At 54.7% G+C, this 14,190-nt stretch carries 15 protein-coding genes; 10 read left to right on the plus strand and 5 right to left on the minus strand.

Translation table 11 applies throughout. The features are described from left to right. Positions 1 to 23: 23 nt before the first annotated feature. Positions 24 to 305, minus strand: a complete 282-nt coding sequence (locus tag AFK66_RS16530) for a DUF1435 domain-containing protein (RefSeq protein WP_007776369.1) — start codon at positions 303 to 305, stop codon at positions 24 to 26. Between the two features lie 197 nt (positions 306 to 502). Here AFK66_RS16530 and AFK66_RS16535 point away from each other — a divergent pair, with 197 nt between their 5' ends. After that, the gene (locus AFK66_RS16535; RefSeq protein ID WP_007776368.1) at positions 503 to 1,570 is read left to right on the plus strand and encodes a GGDEF domain-containing protein; all 1,068 of its coding nucleotides are present in this window, start codon (positions 503 to 505) and stop codon (positions 1,568 to 1,570) included. Positions 1,571 to 1,684: 114 nt separating this feature from the next. Next, positions 1,685 to 2,473: a siderophore-iron reductase FhuF gene (fhuF, locus tag AFK66_RS16540; protein ID WP_023899483.1), complete on the plus strand. Its 789-nt coding sequence runs from the start codon at positions 1,685 to 1,687 to the stop codon at positions 2,471 to 2,473. A 30-nt stretch (positions 2,474 to 2,503) separates the two neighbouring features. On the opposite strand, the gene AFK66_RS16545 is transcribed toward fhuF, so the two are convergent. Next, positions 2,504 to 3,850 carry a PTS sugar transporter subunit IIC gene (locus AFK66_RS16545; protein ID WP_007774450.1) on the minus strand — a complete coding sequence of 449 codons (1,347 nt, stop codon included), beginning with the start codon at positions 3,848 to 3,850 and terminating at the stop codon, positions 2,504 to 2,506. 395 nt (positions 3,851 to 4,245) lie between these two features. Here AFK66_RS16545 and AFK66_RS16550 point away from each other — a divergent pair, with 395 nt between their 5' ends. Further along, complete coding sequence (locus tag AFK66_RS16550) at positions 4,246 to 4,704, plus strand: YbaK/EbsC family protein (RefSeq protein ID WP_007782740.1); 459 nt, start codon at positions 4,246 to 4,248, stop codon at positions 4,702 to 4,704. A gap of 37 nt (positions 4,705 to 4,741) precedes the next feature. On the opposite strand, the gene bglJ is transcribed toward AFK66_RS16550, so the two are convergent. Both bglJ and AFK66_RS16560 read right to left on the minus strand, forming a co-directional pair. Then, on the minus strand, positions 4,742 to 5,395 hold the full coding sequence (bglJ, locus tag AFK66_RS16555; RefSeq protein WP_007782737.1) for a DNA-binding transcriptional activator BglJ: 654 nt from the start codon (positions 5,393 to 5,395) through the stop codon (positions 4,742 to 4,744). Next, positions 5,359 to 6,075 (minus strand): helix-turn-helix transcriptional regulator, encoded by a 717-nt coding sequence (locus AFK66_RS16560; RefSeq protein WP_196246969.1) that lies wholly within the window; start codon positions 6,073 to 6,075, stop codon positions 5,359 to 5,361. Before AFK66_RS16560 ends, bglJ begins: the two co-directional genes overlap by 37 nt. Positions 6,076 to 6,584: 509 nt before the next feature. Here AFK66_RS16560 and AFK66_RS16565 point away from each other — a divergent pair. The 7 genes from AFK66_RS16565 to opgB all read left to right on the plus strand — a co-directional run bounded on the left by AFK66_RS16565 (position 6,585) and on the right by opgB (position 13,017). Then, the gene (locus AFK66_RS16565) at positions 6,585 to 7,361 is read left to right on the plus strand and encodes a threonine/serine exporter family protein (protein ID WP_007782731.1); all 777 of its coding nucleotides are present in this window, start codon (positions 6,585 to 6,587) and stop codon (positions 7,359 to 7,361) included. After that, positions 7,352 to 7,825, plus strand: coding sequence for a threonine/serine exporter (locus AFK66_RS16570; protein ID WP_007782727.1), 474 nt, complete (start codon positions 7,352 to 7,354; stop codon positions 7,823 to 7,825). Before AFK66_RS16565 ends, AFK66_RS16570 begins: the two co-directional genes overlap by 10 nt. A 64-nt stretch (positions 7,826 to 7,889) precedes the next feature. Continuing rightward, entirely contained in the window at positions 7,890 to 8,345 is a 456-nt protein-coding gene (locus AFK66_RS16575; protein WP_007782724.1) for a MarR family winged helix-turn-helix transcriptional regulator, read from the plus strand. Between the two features lie 80 nt (positions 8,346 to 8,425). Then, complete coding sequence (locus tag AFK66_RS16580) at positions 8,426 to 8,854, plus strand: organic hydroperoxide resistance protein (RefSeq protein ID WP_007782722.1); 429 nt, start codon at positions 8,426 to 8,428, stop codon at positions 8,852 to 8,854. Between the two features lie 221 nt (positions 8,855 to 9,075). Beyond that, positions 9,076 to 9,621: a primosomal protein DnaT gene (dnaT, locus tag AFK66_RS16585; protein ID WP_012815170.1), complete on the plus strand. Its 546-nt coding sequence runs from the start codon at positions 9,076 to 9,078 to the stop codon at positions 9,619 to 9,621. Positions 9,622 to 9,623: 2 nt separating this feature from the next. After that, on the plus strand, positions 9,624 to 10,361 hold the full coding sequence (gene dnaC, locus AFK66_RS16590; RefSeq protein WP_004386494.1) for a replicative helicase loader DnaC: 738 nt from the start codon (positions 9,624 to 9,626) through the stop codon (positions 10,359 to 10,361). A gap of 364 nt (positions 10,362 to 10,725) precedes the next feature. Further along, entirely contained in the window at positions 10,726 to 13,017 is a 2,292-nt protein-coding gene (gene opgB, locus AFK66_RS16595; protein ID WP_032986253.1) for a phosphatidylglycerol--membrane-oligosaccharide glycerophosphotransferase, read from the plus strand. 9 nt (positions 13,018 to 13,026) lie between these two features. On the opposite strand, the gene AFK66_RS16600 is transcribed toward opgB, so the two are convergent. Further along, entirely contained in the window at positions 13,027 to 13,986 is a 960-nt protein-coding gene (locus AFK66_RS16600; RefSeq protein ID WP_023899485.1) for a GGDEF domain-containing protein, read from the minus strand. Positions 13,987 to 14,190: the final 204 nt, after the last annotated feature.

A 14,190-nucleotide genomic window follows, 5' to 3' on the forward strand; every position in this document is an offset into this window, starting at 1 on the left:
TCCTGTTTGTCCCACAACCCGCATTAATTCAGCGCCAGATGCAGGTGCGATACGATCAGCATTAATCCGCTGGCGAAAGCGATGCAGGATGGCAGCAATACATAGTGCCGCAGCCGCGGATGATAGAGCATGCCGATGGTCGCCAGTAGCGCCAGCACAATAATGACCCGCCACGCTTCCCAGCTTAGCTCCTTCCAGGCCAGCATCGCGACCACCGCTCCTGGCAAAATGACGGCCCAACCACTTTCCAGTCGCCTGTACAACATCGTTTCGCCTCTCGTATCGATAATGATAAACAATATCATATGATATAAATTCTCATTTGTCAGCGAATATGAGTTTAGCGGTGCTTTACTGTAGTTAAGAAGTAATGACATATCAGAATGAAGGTGATAAATTAGCCGCTCTGGTTAAGAAAATTCTTACTCCCTGTTTCGCGGTATAATAAGCCTCGATTTTATCCGGCTTTTATAAGCACCTGATAGCGCTGAATAAGTCACCAATGGATATGACTGCAAATAACTGGCGAGCCCTGACGGAAAAAAAATATCAGCTCTCACTGAAATGCTTTCTGTTTCTTAATCTCTTCTCCGCGCTGTTTAATCTTGTGGATCCGCTCTATGACTCTCCACATATTCCCTGGGCGGCCGTAGGCCTGATGGCGCTTTGCGCCGCCCTTCTGCTGCGAACGCGCACGCGAGCATTCAGCCTTAAGACAATTACCCTGACAGCGCTTTTGACCGGCGCGTTATGGTCAATAAATATCTGGTTTAAAAGCTCGTGGGGCATTTTTCATGACGGTGCTGGCCTGCTCATTACTTCGCTCGGCGCGCTGTTTATTGCGGCGCTGTCATTTATCAATATGCCCGGGCCGGGTATTGCTTTCTGCCTGCCAATAATCGCAACAATCCTGTGGCTGGATAAAATCCAGCACCCTGTGCTTTATGCGTACACGCTGATACTGCCCTTAACTGGGCTGGTTATTCAGCACGTTATCGGCAGACGCAACGATATTTCCGCACGACAAATGATGCAGACGCTGATAGACGAAAAAGCCACGCTCAGCGATCTCAGTATGATGGACCCACTCACCGGCCTTTGTAACCGGCGTGGCTTTGAAAACCGTTTTGCTAACCTGCCGCCAGATGCTGGTCAGCAGTTTGTGCTGCTGATGGATATCGACCATTTCAAAGCCTATAACGACAACTACGGCCATATGATGGGCGACCAGGCGCTGACGCGCGTGTCGGCGGCGATCCGCGACTGTGTGCGCTCGCGGGATATCGTCACCCGCTACGGCGGTGAGGAATTTATGGTGCTCCTGACGCAGGCGGATGAAAAGAACGCCCGACTTACCGCCGAGCGTATTCGCCAGCGGGTTTATGATTTGCGCATTCCTCATATTTTCAACGAGAGTGTGGCAACCAACGTCACGTTGAGCATCGGCATCGCGCCACTGGAAAACGACGACATTGAAGATGCGCTGCGCCGCGCCGATGAAGCGCTTTACGCCGCCAAAAATCAGGGTCGCAATCATATCCTTTATCACGACGCCCTGCGCGCCGCATGACTACCGTCGGCGCGCTGCGGCGCGCCGGGTTTCTGGTCAAACTACTTGCTATCGCTTTGGCCTATAGTTAGGATTGGCAATCATTATCATTTAGATTTGCTATTCACAGACGCTATGGCTTATCGCTCTCTTCATTCAGTTGATGAATTACTCTGGCGCGCCCCGTTGCATCGTCCGCCGTCGACGCTGGCGGTGCGCCTGCGCGACGCGTTTACGACGCACCGCGCGCATTTTCACGACATTATGAAGCTTGACGAAACGCCACCTTCGGCGGCGCTCTCCTTTCGCGAATGGACACAGCCCGCGACGTTCGCCACATTAATGGCGCTCTACTCCGATCATATTTACCGCAATCAGCCGCACGCGGTACGTGAAAACAAGCCGCTGAAATCGCTCTGGGCGCAGTGGTATCTCGGGCTACTCGTGCCGCCGCTAATGCTGGCGCTCCTGACACAGCCACAGGCGCTGGATCTGAGCGAAGAGAATATTGCCGTCGAATTTCACGAAACGGGCCGCGCGGCCTGCTTTTATCTGACGGTGGAAGAAGATGCGCGCGCAACTCCTCTTTCGGCGCGCGAGCGGCTGGAAAAACTGTTGCTGGACGTGATGACTCCGGTCGTTGCGGCGCTGGAAGCCTCCGGCGATATCAACGGCAAGCTTATCTGGAGCAACACCGGTTATCTCATTAACTGGTGTTTTGGCGAATGGCGCGACTGGCTCGGCGACGAGACTGTCAGTGCGCTGCGCCAGAGCTGCTTTTTCGAAAAAACCTTGCTGAATGGCGAGGAAAACCCGCTGTTTCGTACCGTCGTTATGCGTGAAGGGTTACTGGTGCGCCGCACCTGCTGCCAGCGCTATAAGCTGCCTGACGTGCAGCAGTGCGGCGACTGTACACTCAAATAATCAACGGCGGGTCTCCCCGCCGTTTTCTCATCATGCGGCCTGTTCGCCCGCGCCCTGCGCCTCTTTCAGCGCTTCTTCCGCCTCCTGCGCCAGCAACTGCTTCTCGTAAACTTTAAAGAACGGGAAGTAGATGATGGCTGACACCACCGCAAGCACAATCACCAGCAGCGCGGCGCGGAAATCCCAGCCCAGCGCCCAGGCCGCGCCAACCGGCGCAGGAGCCGTCCATGGCACCACAGAAATCACGCGGCCGATTAAATCGAATTTCATCGCCGCCCAGGCCAGCACCGCATTCAGCATCGGGGCCAGCAGGAACGGAATAAAGAACACCGGGTTCATCACGATGGGCGTGCCGAAAATCACCGGCTCATTGATGTTGAAAATACTGGGCACCACGCTGAGCCGTCCTATCGAACGCAGATGCGCCGAGCGGCTGCGCAGGTAGCAGAACACCAGCCCCATCGTCGCCCCGGAACCGCCAATCACAATGAAGAACGTCCAGAACGCCTCCATAAAGATGTGCGGCAACGGCGCGCTTTGCGCCAGCGCTGTCTGGTTAAGCCCGAGGTTGGTCAGCCAGAACATCTGCAGCATGCCGGAGACAATCGCCGCGCCGTGAATGCCCGCAAACCACAAAAGATGCGCAATCAACACGGCCAGCAGAATCGCGGGCAGCGAATCCGCTGCCGAGACCAGCGGTTTAAAGATAGCCATGATCGCCTGCGGGATCAGAAGGTCGAACTGTGACTGGATAAGCAGGCTTAGCGGGTAGAGCGTCAGAACCACCACCAGCACCGGGATCAGCAGATCGAAGGAATTTTTGATCATCGGCGGCACTTGATCCGGCAGGCGTATGCCGATGTTATGCGCTTTCAGAAAACGCATCATCTCCACGCAGTAAATCGCCACCAGAATCGCGGTGAAAATGCCCGTACCGCCGAGGCTGTCCACCGGCAGCGTACCTTTCGTTTTCGGCGCGGCCACCAGCATAAACGCCATCAATGACAACATCGCACACATAAAAGGATCTAACTGGTGTGACTTCACGTAATGCTTGCCAAGGTTATAAGCGATGGCGGCGCAGATGTAGATAGACATGATCCCCATCGTCATATCAAACGGCGTGAGGATCTGCCCTTCAAACTGTTTCGCCAGATCCAGCCACGCGCGGGCAAACCCTAACGTGGTGTCGGGCGAAAACGGCGGATAGGCAAACACCAGTAAAAATGAGCCGACAATCATAAACGGCATGGCGGAGATAAACCCGTCGCGGATCGCCATCACGTGGCGCTGCGCGGAAATACGGGAAGCTATCGGGCTGACATAGTTTTCAACAAAGCGAAATATCACATTAAAGGCAGCATGGTTGGCAGACATGGCGGTTCTCCTGTCAGGCAATCAACGTGAATACGCGGCGGGGGCCATCGCGCATCATCCCATAATCCATTGAACTGAAAACCGTAACCGGGTATGTCGCTCTGCTTCCTGCGCAGTGAAATCTTCCGGGCTGCAACAGTGTCTGACTGCCTTGCCAGCGGCGTAACTGAGAAAGAAAGGTTTCATAGACGGCTCTTATTATTGGTTACAGAGGGAGGTTACATCACCAGTATTAATCCGCGATGGTCGCTCTGCAACCGGTTACAGTAACCGGTTTCTTTGATTGTGAAGAAGATCCAGAAAACACCGGATAGCCGCAGAAAAGCGCTTTTCCGATAATTTACAAAACCTGGTGCGGTATGCCAGATTAGGAGAGCTATTTTCAGGAGAAATAAATGAGTCTGGAATCCGTACGACAGTTTTTTGTCGAAAACGCCCCCGATATTGAAATTATTGAGCTTAACCAGAGCACTGCCACCGTCGCGCTGGCCGCCGCTGCCCATCAGGTTGAACCCGGCCAGATAGCCAAAACGCTCTCGCTGAAAGTCAAAAACGAGGTGATTCTGGTGGTTGCTAAAGGTGATGCGCGGCTTGATAACAAAAAGCTGAAAACCACGTTCGGTGCGAAAGCGCGGATGCTGAGCAGCGACGAAGTGGTGACATGGACCGGCCACCCGGTTGGCGGCGTCTGTCCGTTTGGTCTGGAGAACGCGCTGGCGGTCTATTGCGACGTTTCACTGCGCCAGTATGACGAAGTGCTGCCCGCAGCAGGCGCTATTCACAGCGCTGTCCGTATTTCGCCGACTCGCCTGGCGGAACTGACCCAGGCGCAGTGGGTGGATGTGTGTCTGTAAGTGATGTGCGTAACGCAGTAACAGCCTAACTGCAGGCTTAAAACAAGCCTGCCCGATGCAGGAGAATATCCGCCGCATTCAGCAACCCGGCATCGGTATGTACACCGAGCTTCAGCATCGCGTTAAATTTATGCGCGCGAATGGTTTTAATATTGCGCTCCAGACGGCTGGCAATTTGCGATACCGAATAACCGTCCGTCAGGTAGCGCAGGATAATCCGCTCGGTTGGGCTTAGCAGTCGCGAGCCCTGCGTGGCGTACCAGATTTTATTAGGCGACTCGCTAACACGAACGGAATCGCTCATCGCAGACATCAGCTCATCGGTAAAGCGCGCCAGCGTCTCAGATTTATCAATAATTCCCTGTAACGGCGTAGGAGAAAGCTGGCTTATCAGTTTCGCCTCATTCACGTTATTCACCATCACAATACGTTTCATGCGCGGCCAGGCTTTCGCCATTTCACTGACGAACTGCAGACAGTCACGCCGATGCTCGCGCGTCCCTTCAAGCGAAAAGATGACCGCGGAAAAGTGGCGGTGTGTCAGCGCTTCAATAAATGCATGATGGTCGGAAAATATCTCCAGGCGGCATGACGTCGAATTATTTCCCTGCAGCAACGATCGTATTCCTTCGCCGCTCATTACGCATTTTTCAATTAGCGCAACGTTTCGTTTTTCGACTCCGTGTTCCATTCAGCCTGTTCCTTATGTAATGAAAGCAAATTTAATTCCTTCAACCCCTGCAAGCTGCTTATCCATGCATACATTTCGGCATTACCGCGTAAAGATAAGCGTCGCATGGCACTGTTTTTCTGTGCGCTGATGGTTTTATTACTTTTTTTCAGCATCTGGGCGATTTGATTTATTCCCCAGCCTTTACCAAGCAAACGTAATACTTGTTTTTCCGATGTTGTGAGCATTACGGCAGCCGCAGGCCCTTTCTCCTGCGTCTGGCGCGGTGTCACTAACATCTGGCTTACCCTTTCCGCTTTTTCGCGCCCAAGGCGCACGGCATTCACGACCCCTTCCACCGGCTCCGCCGTTGAAAGCAGCGTAGTCTCCGGGCGCATCAGCATTTGCACTGCCAGGCTAAACGAGGCCGCAGGTACAAGGAAAATCCAGTGTATGCCCGGTGCTTGCGCCACCAGCGAGTAGTAGCCTTCGCATTCGCGACGCGCGTCTTCTGGTGTACACGGCAGTTCAGCCAACACCATATCGATCGGGTTTAGTAGCGGCAGCGAGATCTCTGCGCTGTTGTTGTAATGATAAAGTTCAGTTTCCGGAAAATGGCGGCGCATAATGGCCTCCAGCCCGGTATGCATAACGGGAATCTGGCTAATGATAATGCCTTGTTTGCAACGTCCTGGTAACATATTTCCTCCGGTTATATCCTTCCGGCCAAACATATTTTTGAAACTCATTTATCGGATTAAGTAAATAAACCTCAATATCTGAATAAAGAAAAACAGCAGAAGCACAAGCAGATAATGTATATAAGTGGACAAAAAGAATTTCTGTCCGGGTAAACACTGGCATTCTATGAACCCTTTATTTTACTGTCAACGACAAACAAGGCTAAAAATACGCCGCTTTCGTTTAAAGGATATTCTCATAGTAAAAAGATAAAAAATGTCTATTTATAGACACAACATTAATACCTGTTTAATTAATTCTGTCGCACTACTCATTATTAAAATAAATAAAATCACAGGCCGCGCTCCCGTTTATGGTGTTGCCCTTGTCGGCTCGCCGCATCACATGTCACCTGAAACTACGCCGAAAAATGCGGCAAGCTTGATCTGCCTCCGCGGTTGTATCGCGCCACGCATGTTAATAATGGACACTTCTGGCGCGCCGGCGCTTTTTAACACCAGGACCGAATATGGAAGCGGATGCTTTATCGCAGCGGGATGTGACCCGTTTGTGTATTCAGTGCGGGCTTTATTTGTTACAGCATGGCGCGGAAAGCGCGCTGATTGAAGAACTCACCACGCGTCTTGGCCGTGCGCTGGGCATGGACAGCGTGGAAAGCTCGATTTCTGCCAACGCCATTGTGCTGACCACCATCAAAGATCACCACTGTCTGACGACGACACGGAAAAATGTCGATCGCGGCATCAACATGCACATGGTGACCGAGGTACAGCACATCGTCATTATGGCCGAACATAAGCTGCTGGACCGGCACGACGTTGAGAAACGCTTCTCGCAGCTCAAGCCCCTGCGTTACCCGCGCTGGCAGGTGGTACTGATGGTCGGCCTCTCCTGCGCCTGCTTTTGCAAAATGAATAAAGGCGGCTGGGACGGCGCGCTGGTGACGTTTATCGCGAGCACCCTGGCGATGTATGTGCGCCAGACGCTGACGCAGCGCCACCTCCACCCGCAAATTAACTTCTGCCTGACGGCCTTTGTCGCGACCACCGTCTCCGGCCTGCTGCTCGCGCTGCCGCCGTTTGCCAGCACCTCCGCCGTGGCGATGGCCGCAAGCGTCTTGCTTCTGGTGCCGGGGTTTCCGCTTATCAATGCAGTGGCCGATATGTTTAAAGGCCATGTGAATACCGGTCTTGCCCGCTGGGCGATGGCGAGCCTGCTGACGCTCGCTACCTGCATTGGCGTGATTATGGCGATGGCGTTATGGGGGCTGCGGGGATGGATGTAATCCGTATTATTACGCTGATGCTGGAAGATATGCTGCTTTCCGCGATTCCGGCGGCGGGCTTTGCGATGGTGTTTAACGTGCCACGTCGCGCCCTGCCCTGGTGCGCGCTGCTGGGCGCCGTCGGTCACGGCTCGCGCACCGTCATGATAATGATGGGGCTGAATATCGAATGGGGAACATTTCTCTCGGCAATGCTCGTCGGTTGCATCGGTATCCAGTGGTCGCGCTGGTACCTGGCACACCCGAAAGTGTTTACCGTTGCGGCGGTGATCCCGATGTTCCCTGGCATCTCGGCCTATTCAGCGATGATAGCTGCCGTGAAAATCAGCCACTTCGGTTACACCGACGCGTTAATGGTCTCGTTGGTCACTAACTTTCTTAAAGCGGCTTCAACCGTTGGCGCGCTCTCTATCGGGCTGTCGCTGCCCGGCCTGTGGCTCTATCGAAAACGCCCGCGGGTATAGGGCTATCACAGCGACAGCTAAAAACTAACTTGCAATTAAATCGCGCACTACCTATATTGAAAGCATGAAGACGATACAACAAAAAAGCGAAGCGCTCTCGCTGGATTTAGACAACCAGCTCTGCTTCGCGCTCTACTCGACAAACCTGGCGCTGCATAAAATTTACCGCCAGTTACTGACGCCGCTCGGGCTGACGTACCCGCAATACCTGGTGATGCTGGTGCTGTGGGAGAAGGACGACGTAACCGTTTCTGACATCGGCGAGCGGTTGTATCTGGACTCCGCCACGCTGACGCCGCTGTTAAAGCGGATGGAGACCGCGGGGCTGCTGATGCGCCAGCGTTCGCGTCAGGATGAACGACAAGTGATCGTCACGCTTACTGACGCAGGCCGGAAGCTCAAGGCTGAAGCCCACAACATACCGGGCTCGGTACTCTGCGCTACCGCGTGCGACAAAGAAACCTTGCTGGATCTGAAAGATCAGCTCGACGCATTACGTCACAATCTGAATCAGCAGTAAGCGCCATCTTCGGGTGGTGTGAAAGCCCCAAATAAGTAGCACGCGATTAAATAGCCTAAAACTTAAATAAGGAATATTGCATGTCTTTAGAAAACGTCATCTACCGCGCCAAAGCAAAAGCCTCCGGAGGCCGTGACGGCCGCGCCACCTCTTCTGACGGCGTGCTGGATGTGAAGCTGGGCGTACCGAAAGAGATGGGCGGCATGGGCGGCGACGTCACTAACCCGGAACAGCTGTTTGCCGCGGGCTACTCCGCCTGCTTCCTGGGCGCGATGAAATTCGTCTCCGCTCGCGACAAAATCGCGATGCCGAAAGACGCGTTTATCGAAGGCGAAGTCGGGATCGGCCCGCTGCCGACCGGTTTTGGTATCGAAGCGAAGCTGAATATTCATCTGCCGGGGATGGACGCGGCAGAAGCGCAGAAACTGGTCGATGCGGCGCATATCGTCTGCCCGTACTCTAACGCGACCCGCGGCAACATCGACGTCACTCTGAACATCATTGCCTGACGCTATCCCCAGTAACGGGGAAGCTTAAAATAAAAAACGAAACTGCCCTCACCAGGGGACGCGGAGCGCGCCAGATGTCATGGCGCGCTCTTTTTTTACGTGCGTTTCCGCGCGCCAATAAGCTCAAACCGCGCGTCTGACTATGCTACTATGAAGGAATTATCGCCTCTGCTGGCCATTTATGCGCCAGTGTCTGATAACGCTTTGATTGAGAACGTTTTATGTCTTCCAGAATCCTGACCCCTGATGTCGTTGATATTGACGCCTTCCGGCGCAATCCCGGCAGCGCGCTGGCGCACGCCGAACGTGGGGCCGTGGCGGTGTTTGATAACAATGCGCCCGCATTTTATGCCGTGACGCCGGCGCGCATGGCGGAACTGCTGGCGCTGGAAAAACAGCTCGCCGCGCCCCGCTCCGATGTCGCGCTGGAAGCGCAATTTTTCGACGAAGGAAACGACGTCGCCCAGCCCGTGCCGGTGCCGATGGGCAAATTCGCCATGTATCCGGGCTGGCAGCCCGACCCGGAGTTCCAGCGCATGGCCGCGCTCTGGGGCATTCCGCTGGCGCAGCCGGTCACCAGCGAAGAGCTGGCCTCGTTTGTCGCCTACTGGCAGGCGGAAGGTAAAGTCTTCCACCATATCCAGTGGCAGCAGAAGCTGGCGCGCAGTATTCAGATGAACCGCGCCACCTTTACGTCATCGGCGCGCCGCGACGTGAACGCTATCGCGCAGCCGGACGACCATATTCCTGACGGCTTTCGAGGGTAACAATGAAAAACGTCACTGACCTGATGATGCGCCTGAAGCGGCTAATGCCGCCCGATGTTAAACCGGCCTTTAAAACGGGTGAAGAGCTTATCGCCTGGCAGCAGGAGCAGGGGCGGATTCGCTCAGAAGCCATCGAGCGCGAAAACCGCGCCATGAAAATGCAGCGCACGTTCAACCGCTCTGGTATTCGTCCGCTGCATCAAAACTGTTCGTTTGACAATTATCGTGTCGAAAACGACGGGCAGATGAACGCCGTCAATAAAGCGCGCCAGTATGTCGATGCCTTCGACGGCAATATCGCGAGCTTTGTCTTCGCCGGTAAACCGGGCACCGGCAAGAACCATCTTGCCGCCGCGATCTGTAATGAACTGCTGCTGCGCGGTAAATCGGTGATGATCATTACCGTCGCCGATATCATGTCCGCCATGAAAGACACGTTCGGCAACCGCGAAACCAGCGAAGAGCAGCTCTTAAAAGATCTGAGCAGCGTCGATCTGCTGGTGATCGACGAGATCGGTATGCAGAGCGAATCGCGCTACGAGAAAGTGATCATCAACCAGTTGGTGGATCGCCGATCGTCGTCCAAGCGTCCGACCGGCATGCTCACCAACCAGAACATGGAAGAGATGACCAAGCTTCTCGGCGAGCGCGTGATGGATCGTATGCGCCTTGGCAACAGCCTCTGGGTAAACTTTAACTGGGACAGCTACCGCAGCCGCGTCACTGGTAAAGAGTATTAAACCTCGCTTTACGGGGCGTTTTTTCTGCGCCCCGTCACTTCACCTTCCCTGCCGTCTCGCTTAATTTTTGCGTCTTTGTAGTGAAATCTGCGCCGTCATAAAATTTTCATAAAAGAAGTCGCTTTTTAGCGCTTCCGATTACTGTGTATTACTAAACACCTCTTTTCTGCGGCTGTCCTGCGCCACATCCGCGCCACAGGCGATGAGACGCGGCTCATAATTCCGCATATCTAAACCTTATCTGAACTGCTCCATAAAAAGATGACGCTAAAATGGTACGAATATGACAGGAAAGTTATATTGCGATGTTAAAAAAGCAGTTTAACCCCAACGGGCCTGGCGCCTTCGCTTCGAGGATGTCGTGTTGTCAGAGTGGCTTTCCATACTTTTCTTTATCGCCTCCGTGGCGATTTACGCCTTCAAGGCGGGCCGTAACACCTGGTGGTTTATCGCCACCCTGGTGGTGTTAGGGCTGTTCGTTATCCTGAATCTGACGCTGCTTGCCAGCAACTATTTTACTGGCGACGGCATTAATGACGCGGTGCTCTACACTCTTACCAACAGCCTCACCGGCGCGGGCGTCAGCAAATACATCCTGCCCGGTATCGGGCTGGTCGCAGCGCTGCTGGCGGTCTTTGGCCTGCTGACATGGATTTTGCGCCGTCGCCGCCATCTGCCTTATCACTTCGGCTACAGCTTCGCGGCACTGCTGCTGGCGCTGGCCTCGGTGGACGCCAGTCCGGCGTTTCGCCAGATAACGGAGCTGGTGAAATCCCAGACCGCCGAGGGCGATCCAGACTTTGCGGCGTATTATCAAGAGCCGCAAAAGCGCATCGACAACCCGCAACTCAACCTGGTCTATATCTACGGCGAAAGTCTGGAGCGCACCTATTTTGATAACGACGCGTTTCCGAACCTGACGCCGGAGCTGGGCGCGCTGAAAAACGAAGGCATCGATTTCAGCCATACCGCGCAGCTTCCCGGCACCGATTACACCATCGCGGGTATGGTCGCCTCGCAGTGCGGCATTCCGCTCTTCGCGCCCTTTGAGGGCAACGCGTCCGCCTCAATGTCGAGCTTTTTCCCGCAAAACGTCTGCCTGGGCGATATCCTGAAAAACTCCGGCTATGAGAACTACTTTATTCAGGGCGCCAACCTGCGCTTTGCCGGAAAAGACGTCTTCCTGAAATCGCACGGTTTTGATCATCTTTATGGCGCCGAAGAGTTAAAAAGCGCGGTGGCGGACCCAACCTATCGCAACGACTGGGGCTTTTATGACGATACGGTGCTGGATCAGGCGTGGAAAAAATTTGAGGAACTCTCAAAATCAGGCAAACGCTTTTCGCTCTTCACGCTGACGGTTGATACGCATCATCCGGACGGTTTCGTCTCGCGCACCTGCGCGCGCAAGAGCTACCCGTTCGAAGGCAAACCGAACCAGTCTTTCAGCGCGGTCACCTGCAGCCAGGAGCATATCGCGGCGTTTATCAACAAAATCAAAGCGTCGCCCTATTTCAAGAACACCGTCATCGTGGTCTCGTCAGATCATCTGGCGATGAACAACACCGCCTATAAATATCTCAGCAAACAGGATCGTAATAATCTGTTCTTTATTCTGCGTGGCGATCAGCCGCAGCAAGACGTGCTGGCGGTGAAACGCAACACGATGGATAACGGCGCGACGGTGCTCGATGTGCTGGGCGGCGACAACTATCTGGGGCTCGGGCGTAGCAGTCTTTCCGGCCAGTCGCTCTCGACCGTGTTCCTGAACATGAAATCGAAAGTGCTGGCGTGGAAGCCCGATATCATCAGCCTGTGGAAATTCCCGTCGAAAATCGACAGCTTTACTGTCGACACACAAAAACAGACCATCACGTTCTCCGGCAGCCATTTCCGCCTGCCGTTGCTGCTGCGCGTGTCGGATAAACGTATCGAGCCGCTGCCGGAGAGCGAATACTCCGCGCCGCTGCGCTTCCAGCTGGCGGATTTCGCCCCGCGCGATAACTTCCTGTGGGTGGATAACTGCTACAAGATGGCGCGTCTGTGGGCGCCTGCGCTGGCGCTCTCCACCGATTACTGCGTCTCGCAGGGCCAGCTCGGCGGCGAGCAAAAGGTGCAACGCGTGGATAAAGCCACCTGGCAGGGCAAAGCGGCGTTTCGCGATACGGTTATCGACACCGCGCGCTACCAGCGCAATGTCGAGACGCTCAAAGTGATGGATAACGACATCCGCTATCAGGCCGACAGCTTTATCTTCAACGTGGCGGGCGCGCCGGAAGAGGTGAAACAGTTCTCCGGCATTTCACGCCCGGAATCCTGGGGGCGCTGGTCTAACGCGCAGCTCGGCGAAGAAGTGAAAATAGAATATAACCGGCCGCTGCCGGAAAAATTCGATTTAGTCATCACCGCCAAAGCGTTCGGCCCGAACGCCGGGAAACCGGTGCCGGTGAAGGTGGGCGACAGCGAACAGACGCTGACGCTCGGCAACGAAGTCTCCACCACCACGCTGCATTTCGAGAACCCGACGCGCAGCAACACGCTGGTGATTGTGCCGCCGGAGCCGCAGTCAACCAACGAAGGCAACATTCTTGGCCATTCGCCGCGCCGCCTCGGTATCGGCATGGTGTCCATCAAGGTGATCAACGCGAGCGGGTGATCCCGCTCGTTAGCCGATCCGCTTTCTGCGCTTCTCGGAATACATCACGTTGTCGCTCTCTTTGATCATCTCAAGCAAAGAGTCGTAATTGCCCGAATCGCGATGCAGCATTCCGTACGAGTAGTTGATGTTGTAAGGCTTACCGGCGCGCTGGTTATGCGCGTCCAGGCTCGCGCGCAGGTTATTCAGAAACGGCTGCGTGTCGCTCTCGCGGGTCAGCAGCACCGCGAACTCATCGCCGCCCAGCCGTCCGGCGATATCTTTCGGGCCGAGATGCTGACGTAACAGGCTCGCGAACACTTTCAGCACTTCGTCGCCTTCCGCGTGGCCCCACAAATCGTTAATCGGCTTAAAGCGGTCGAGATCGAAATAGAGAATGCTGAACGGCTCGGCGTTCTCCCGTAACCCGCGAAAACGCCGCTCGCCGCTGCGGTAAAAACCGCGGCGGTTCGGAATGCCGGTCAGGCTGTCGGTCATCGCCATACTGATAACGTGAAACTCATCTTCAACGATAAACGCCAGATCTTTCAGCGTCGCGATATCGTCATCGCTGAAATCGCGCGGCGTGCCGTCGATAATACAAAGCGTGCCGACCACCGCGCCATCCGGCAGATGCACCGGATAACCCGCATAAAAACGGATAAACGGCTCGCCAGTCACCAGCGGGTTATCGTGAAAGCGCTCATCCTGACGGGCATCGTTCACGATAAACGGCCCTTCCTGCAAAATCGCGTGTCCGCAAAACGAGACGTCGCGTGTGGTTTCGCGCGTGTTAAGACCCTGGCAGGCCAGCAGCCACTGGCGGTCGCGATCGAGCAGACTAATCAGCGCGACGGGCACGCGAAACAGCTTTTTTGTCACCCGCGTCAGCCGTTCGAAACGCTCATCATCCCTGGTATCAAGCAGATCCATCATATACAGCGACTTCAGTCGCTCTTCTTCATTTTCAGGGATACCAGGAAATTTCATGTTCTGCCTCCGCGTCAGTAGCAGCGCGCCCGCCTGTGGTAAGGGAAGCATTCTGCCAGAAAATATATTGGGATAAACGGGTGAGTATAGGAGGAAAAATAGCGGATTTACGAAACGGCAGGCGGTGTTGCAGATGGTCCGGACGACGGTTATCCGCCGCCGCACGCGCCTGACGGCACTTACGCGGCGCGAATTTCAGACTAA

It is taken from the genome of Cronobacter malonaticus LMG 23826 (assembly GCF_001277215.2).
In the GTDB taxonomy this organism is placed as follows: domain Bacteria; phylum Pseudomonadota; class Gammaproteobacteria; order Enterobacterales; family Enterobacteriaceae; genus Cronobacter; species Cronobacter malonaticus.

Excerpts from the sequence above, each read along its gene's own strand:
- dnaC (WP_004386494.1), top strand. The coding sequence starts at position 9,624 with ATGAAAAACGTCACTGACCTGATGATGCGCCTGAAGCGGCTAATGCCG.
- AFK66_RS16530 (WP_007776369.1), bottom strand. The coding sequence starts at position 305 with ATGATATTGTTTATCATTATCGATACGAGAGGCGAAACGATGTTGTAC.
- AFK66_RS16565 (WP_007782731.1), top strand. The coding sequence starts at position 6,585 with ATGGAAGCGGATGCTTTATCGCAGCGGGATGTGACCCGTTTGTGTATT.
- AFK66_RS16535 (WP_007776368.1), top strand. The coding sequence starts at position 503 with ATGGATATGACTGCAAATAACTGGCGAGCCCTGACGGAAAAAAAATAT.
- bglJ (WP_007782737.1), bottom strand. The coding sequence starts at position 5,395 with ATGGAACACGGAGTCGAAAAACGAAACGTTGCGCTAATTGAAAAATGC.
- AFK66_RS16560 (WP_196246969.1), bottom strand. The coding sequence starts at position 6,075 with ATGTTACCAGGACGTTGCAAACAAGGCATTATCATTAGCCAGATTCCC.
- AFK66_RS16580 (WP_007782722.1), top strand. The coding sequence starts at position 8,426 with ATGTCTTTAGAAAACGTCATCTACCGCGCCAAAGCAAAAGCCTCCGGA.
- fhuF (WP_023899483.1), top strand. The coding sequence starts at position 1,685 with ATGGCTTATCGCTCTCTTCATTCAGTTGATGAATTACTCTGGCGCGCC.
- AFK66_RS16545 (WP_007774450.1), bottom strand. The coding sequence starts at position 3,850 with ATGTCTGCCAACCATGCTGCCTTTAATGTGATATTTCGCTTTGTTGAA.
- AFK66_RS16550 (WP_007782740.1), top strand. The coding sequence starts at position 4,246 with ATGAGTCTGGAATCCGTACGACAGTTTTTTGTCGAAAACGCCCCCGAT.
- AFK66_RS16600 (WP_023899485.1), bottom strand. The coding sequence starts at position 13,986 with ATGAAATTTCCTGGTATCCCTGAAAATGAAGAAGAGCGACTGAAGTCG.
- AFK66_RS16570 (WP_007782727.1), top strand. The coding sequence starts at position 7,352 with ATGGATGTAATCCGTATTATTACGCTGATGCTGGAAGATATGCTGCTT.
- dnaT (WP_012815170.1), top strand. The coding sequence starts at position 9,076 with ATGTCTTCCAGAATCCTGACCCCTGATGTCGTTGATATTGACGCCTTC.
- AFK66_RS16575 (WP_007782724.1), top strand. The coding sequence starts at position 7,890 with ATGAAGACGATACAACAAAAAAGCGAAGCGCTCTCGCTGGATTTAGAC.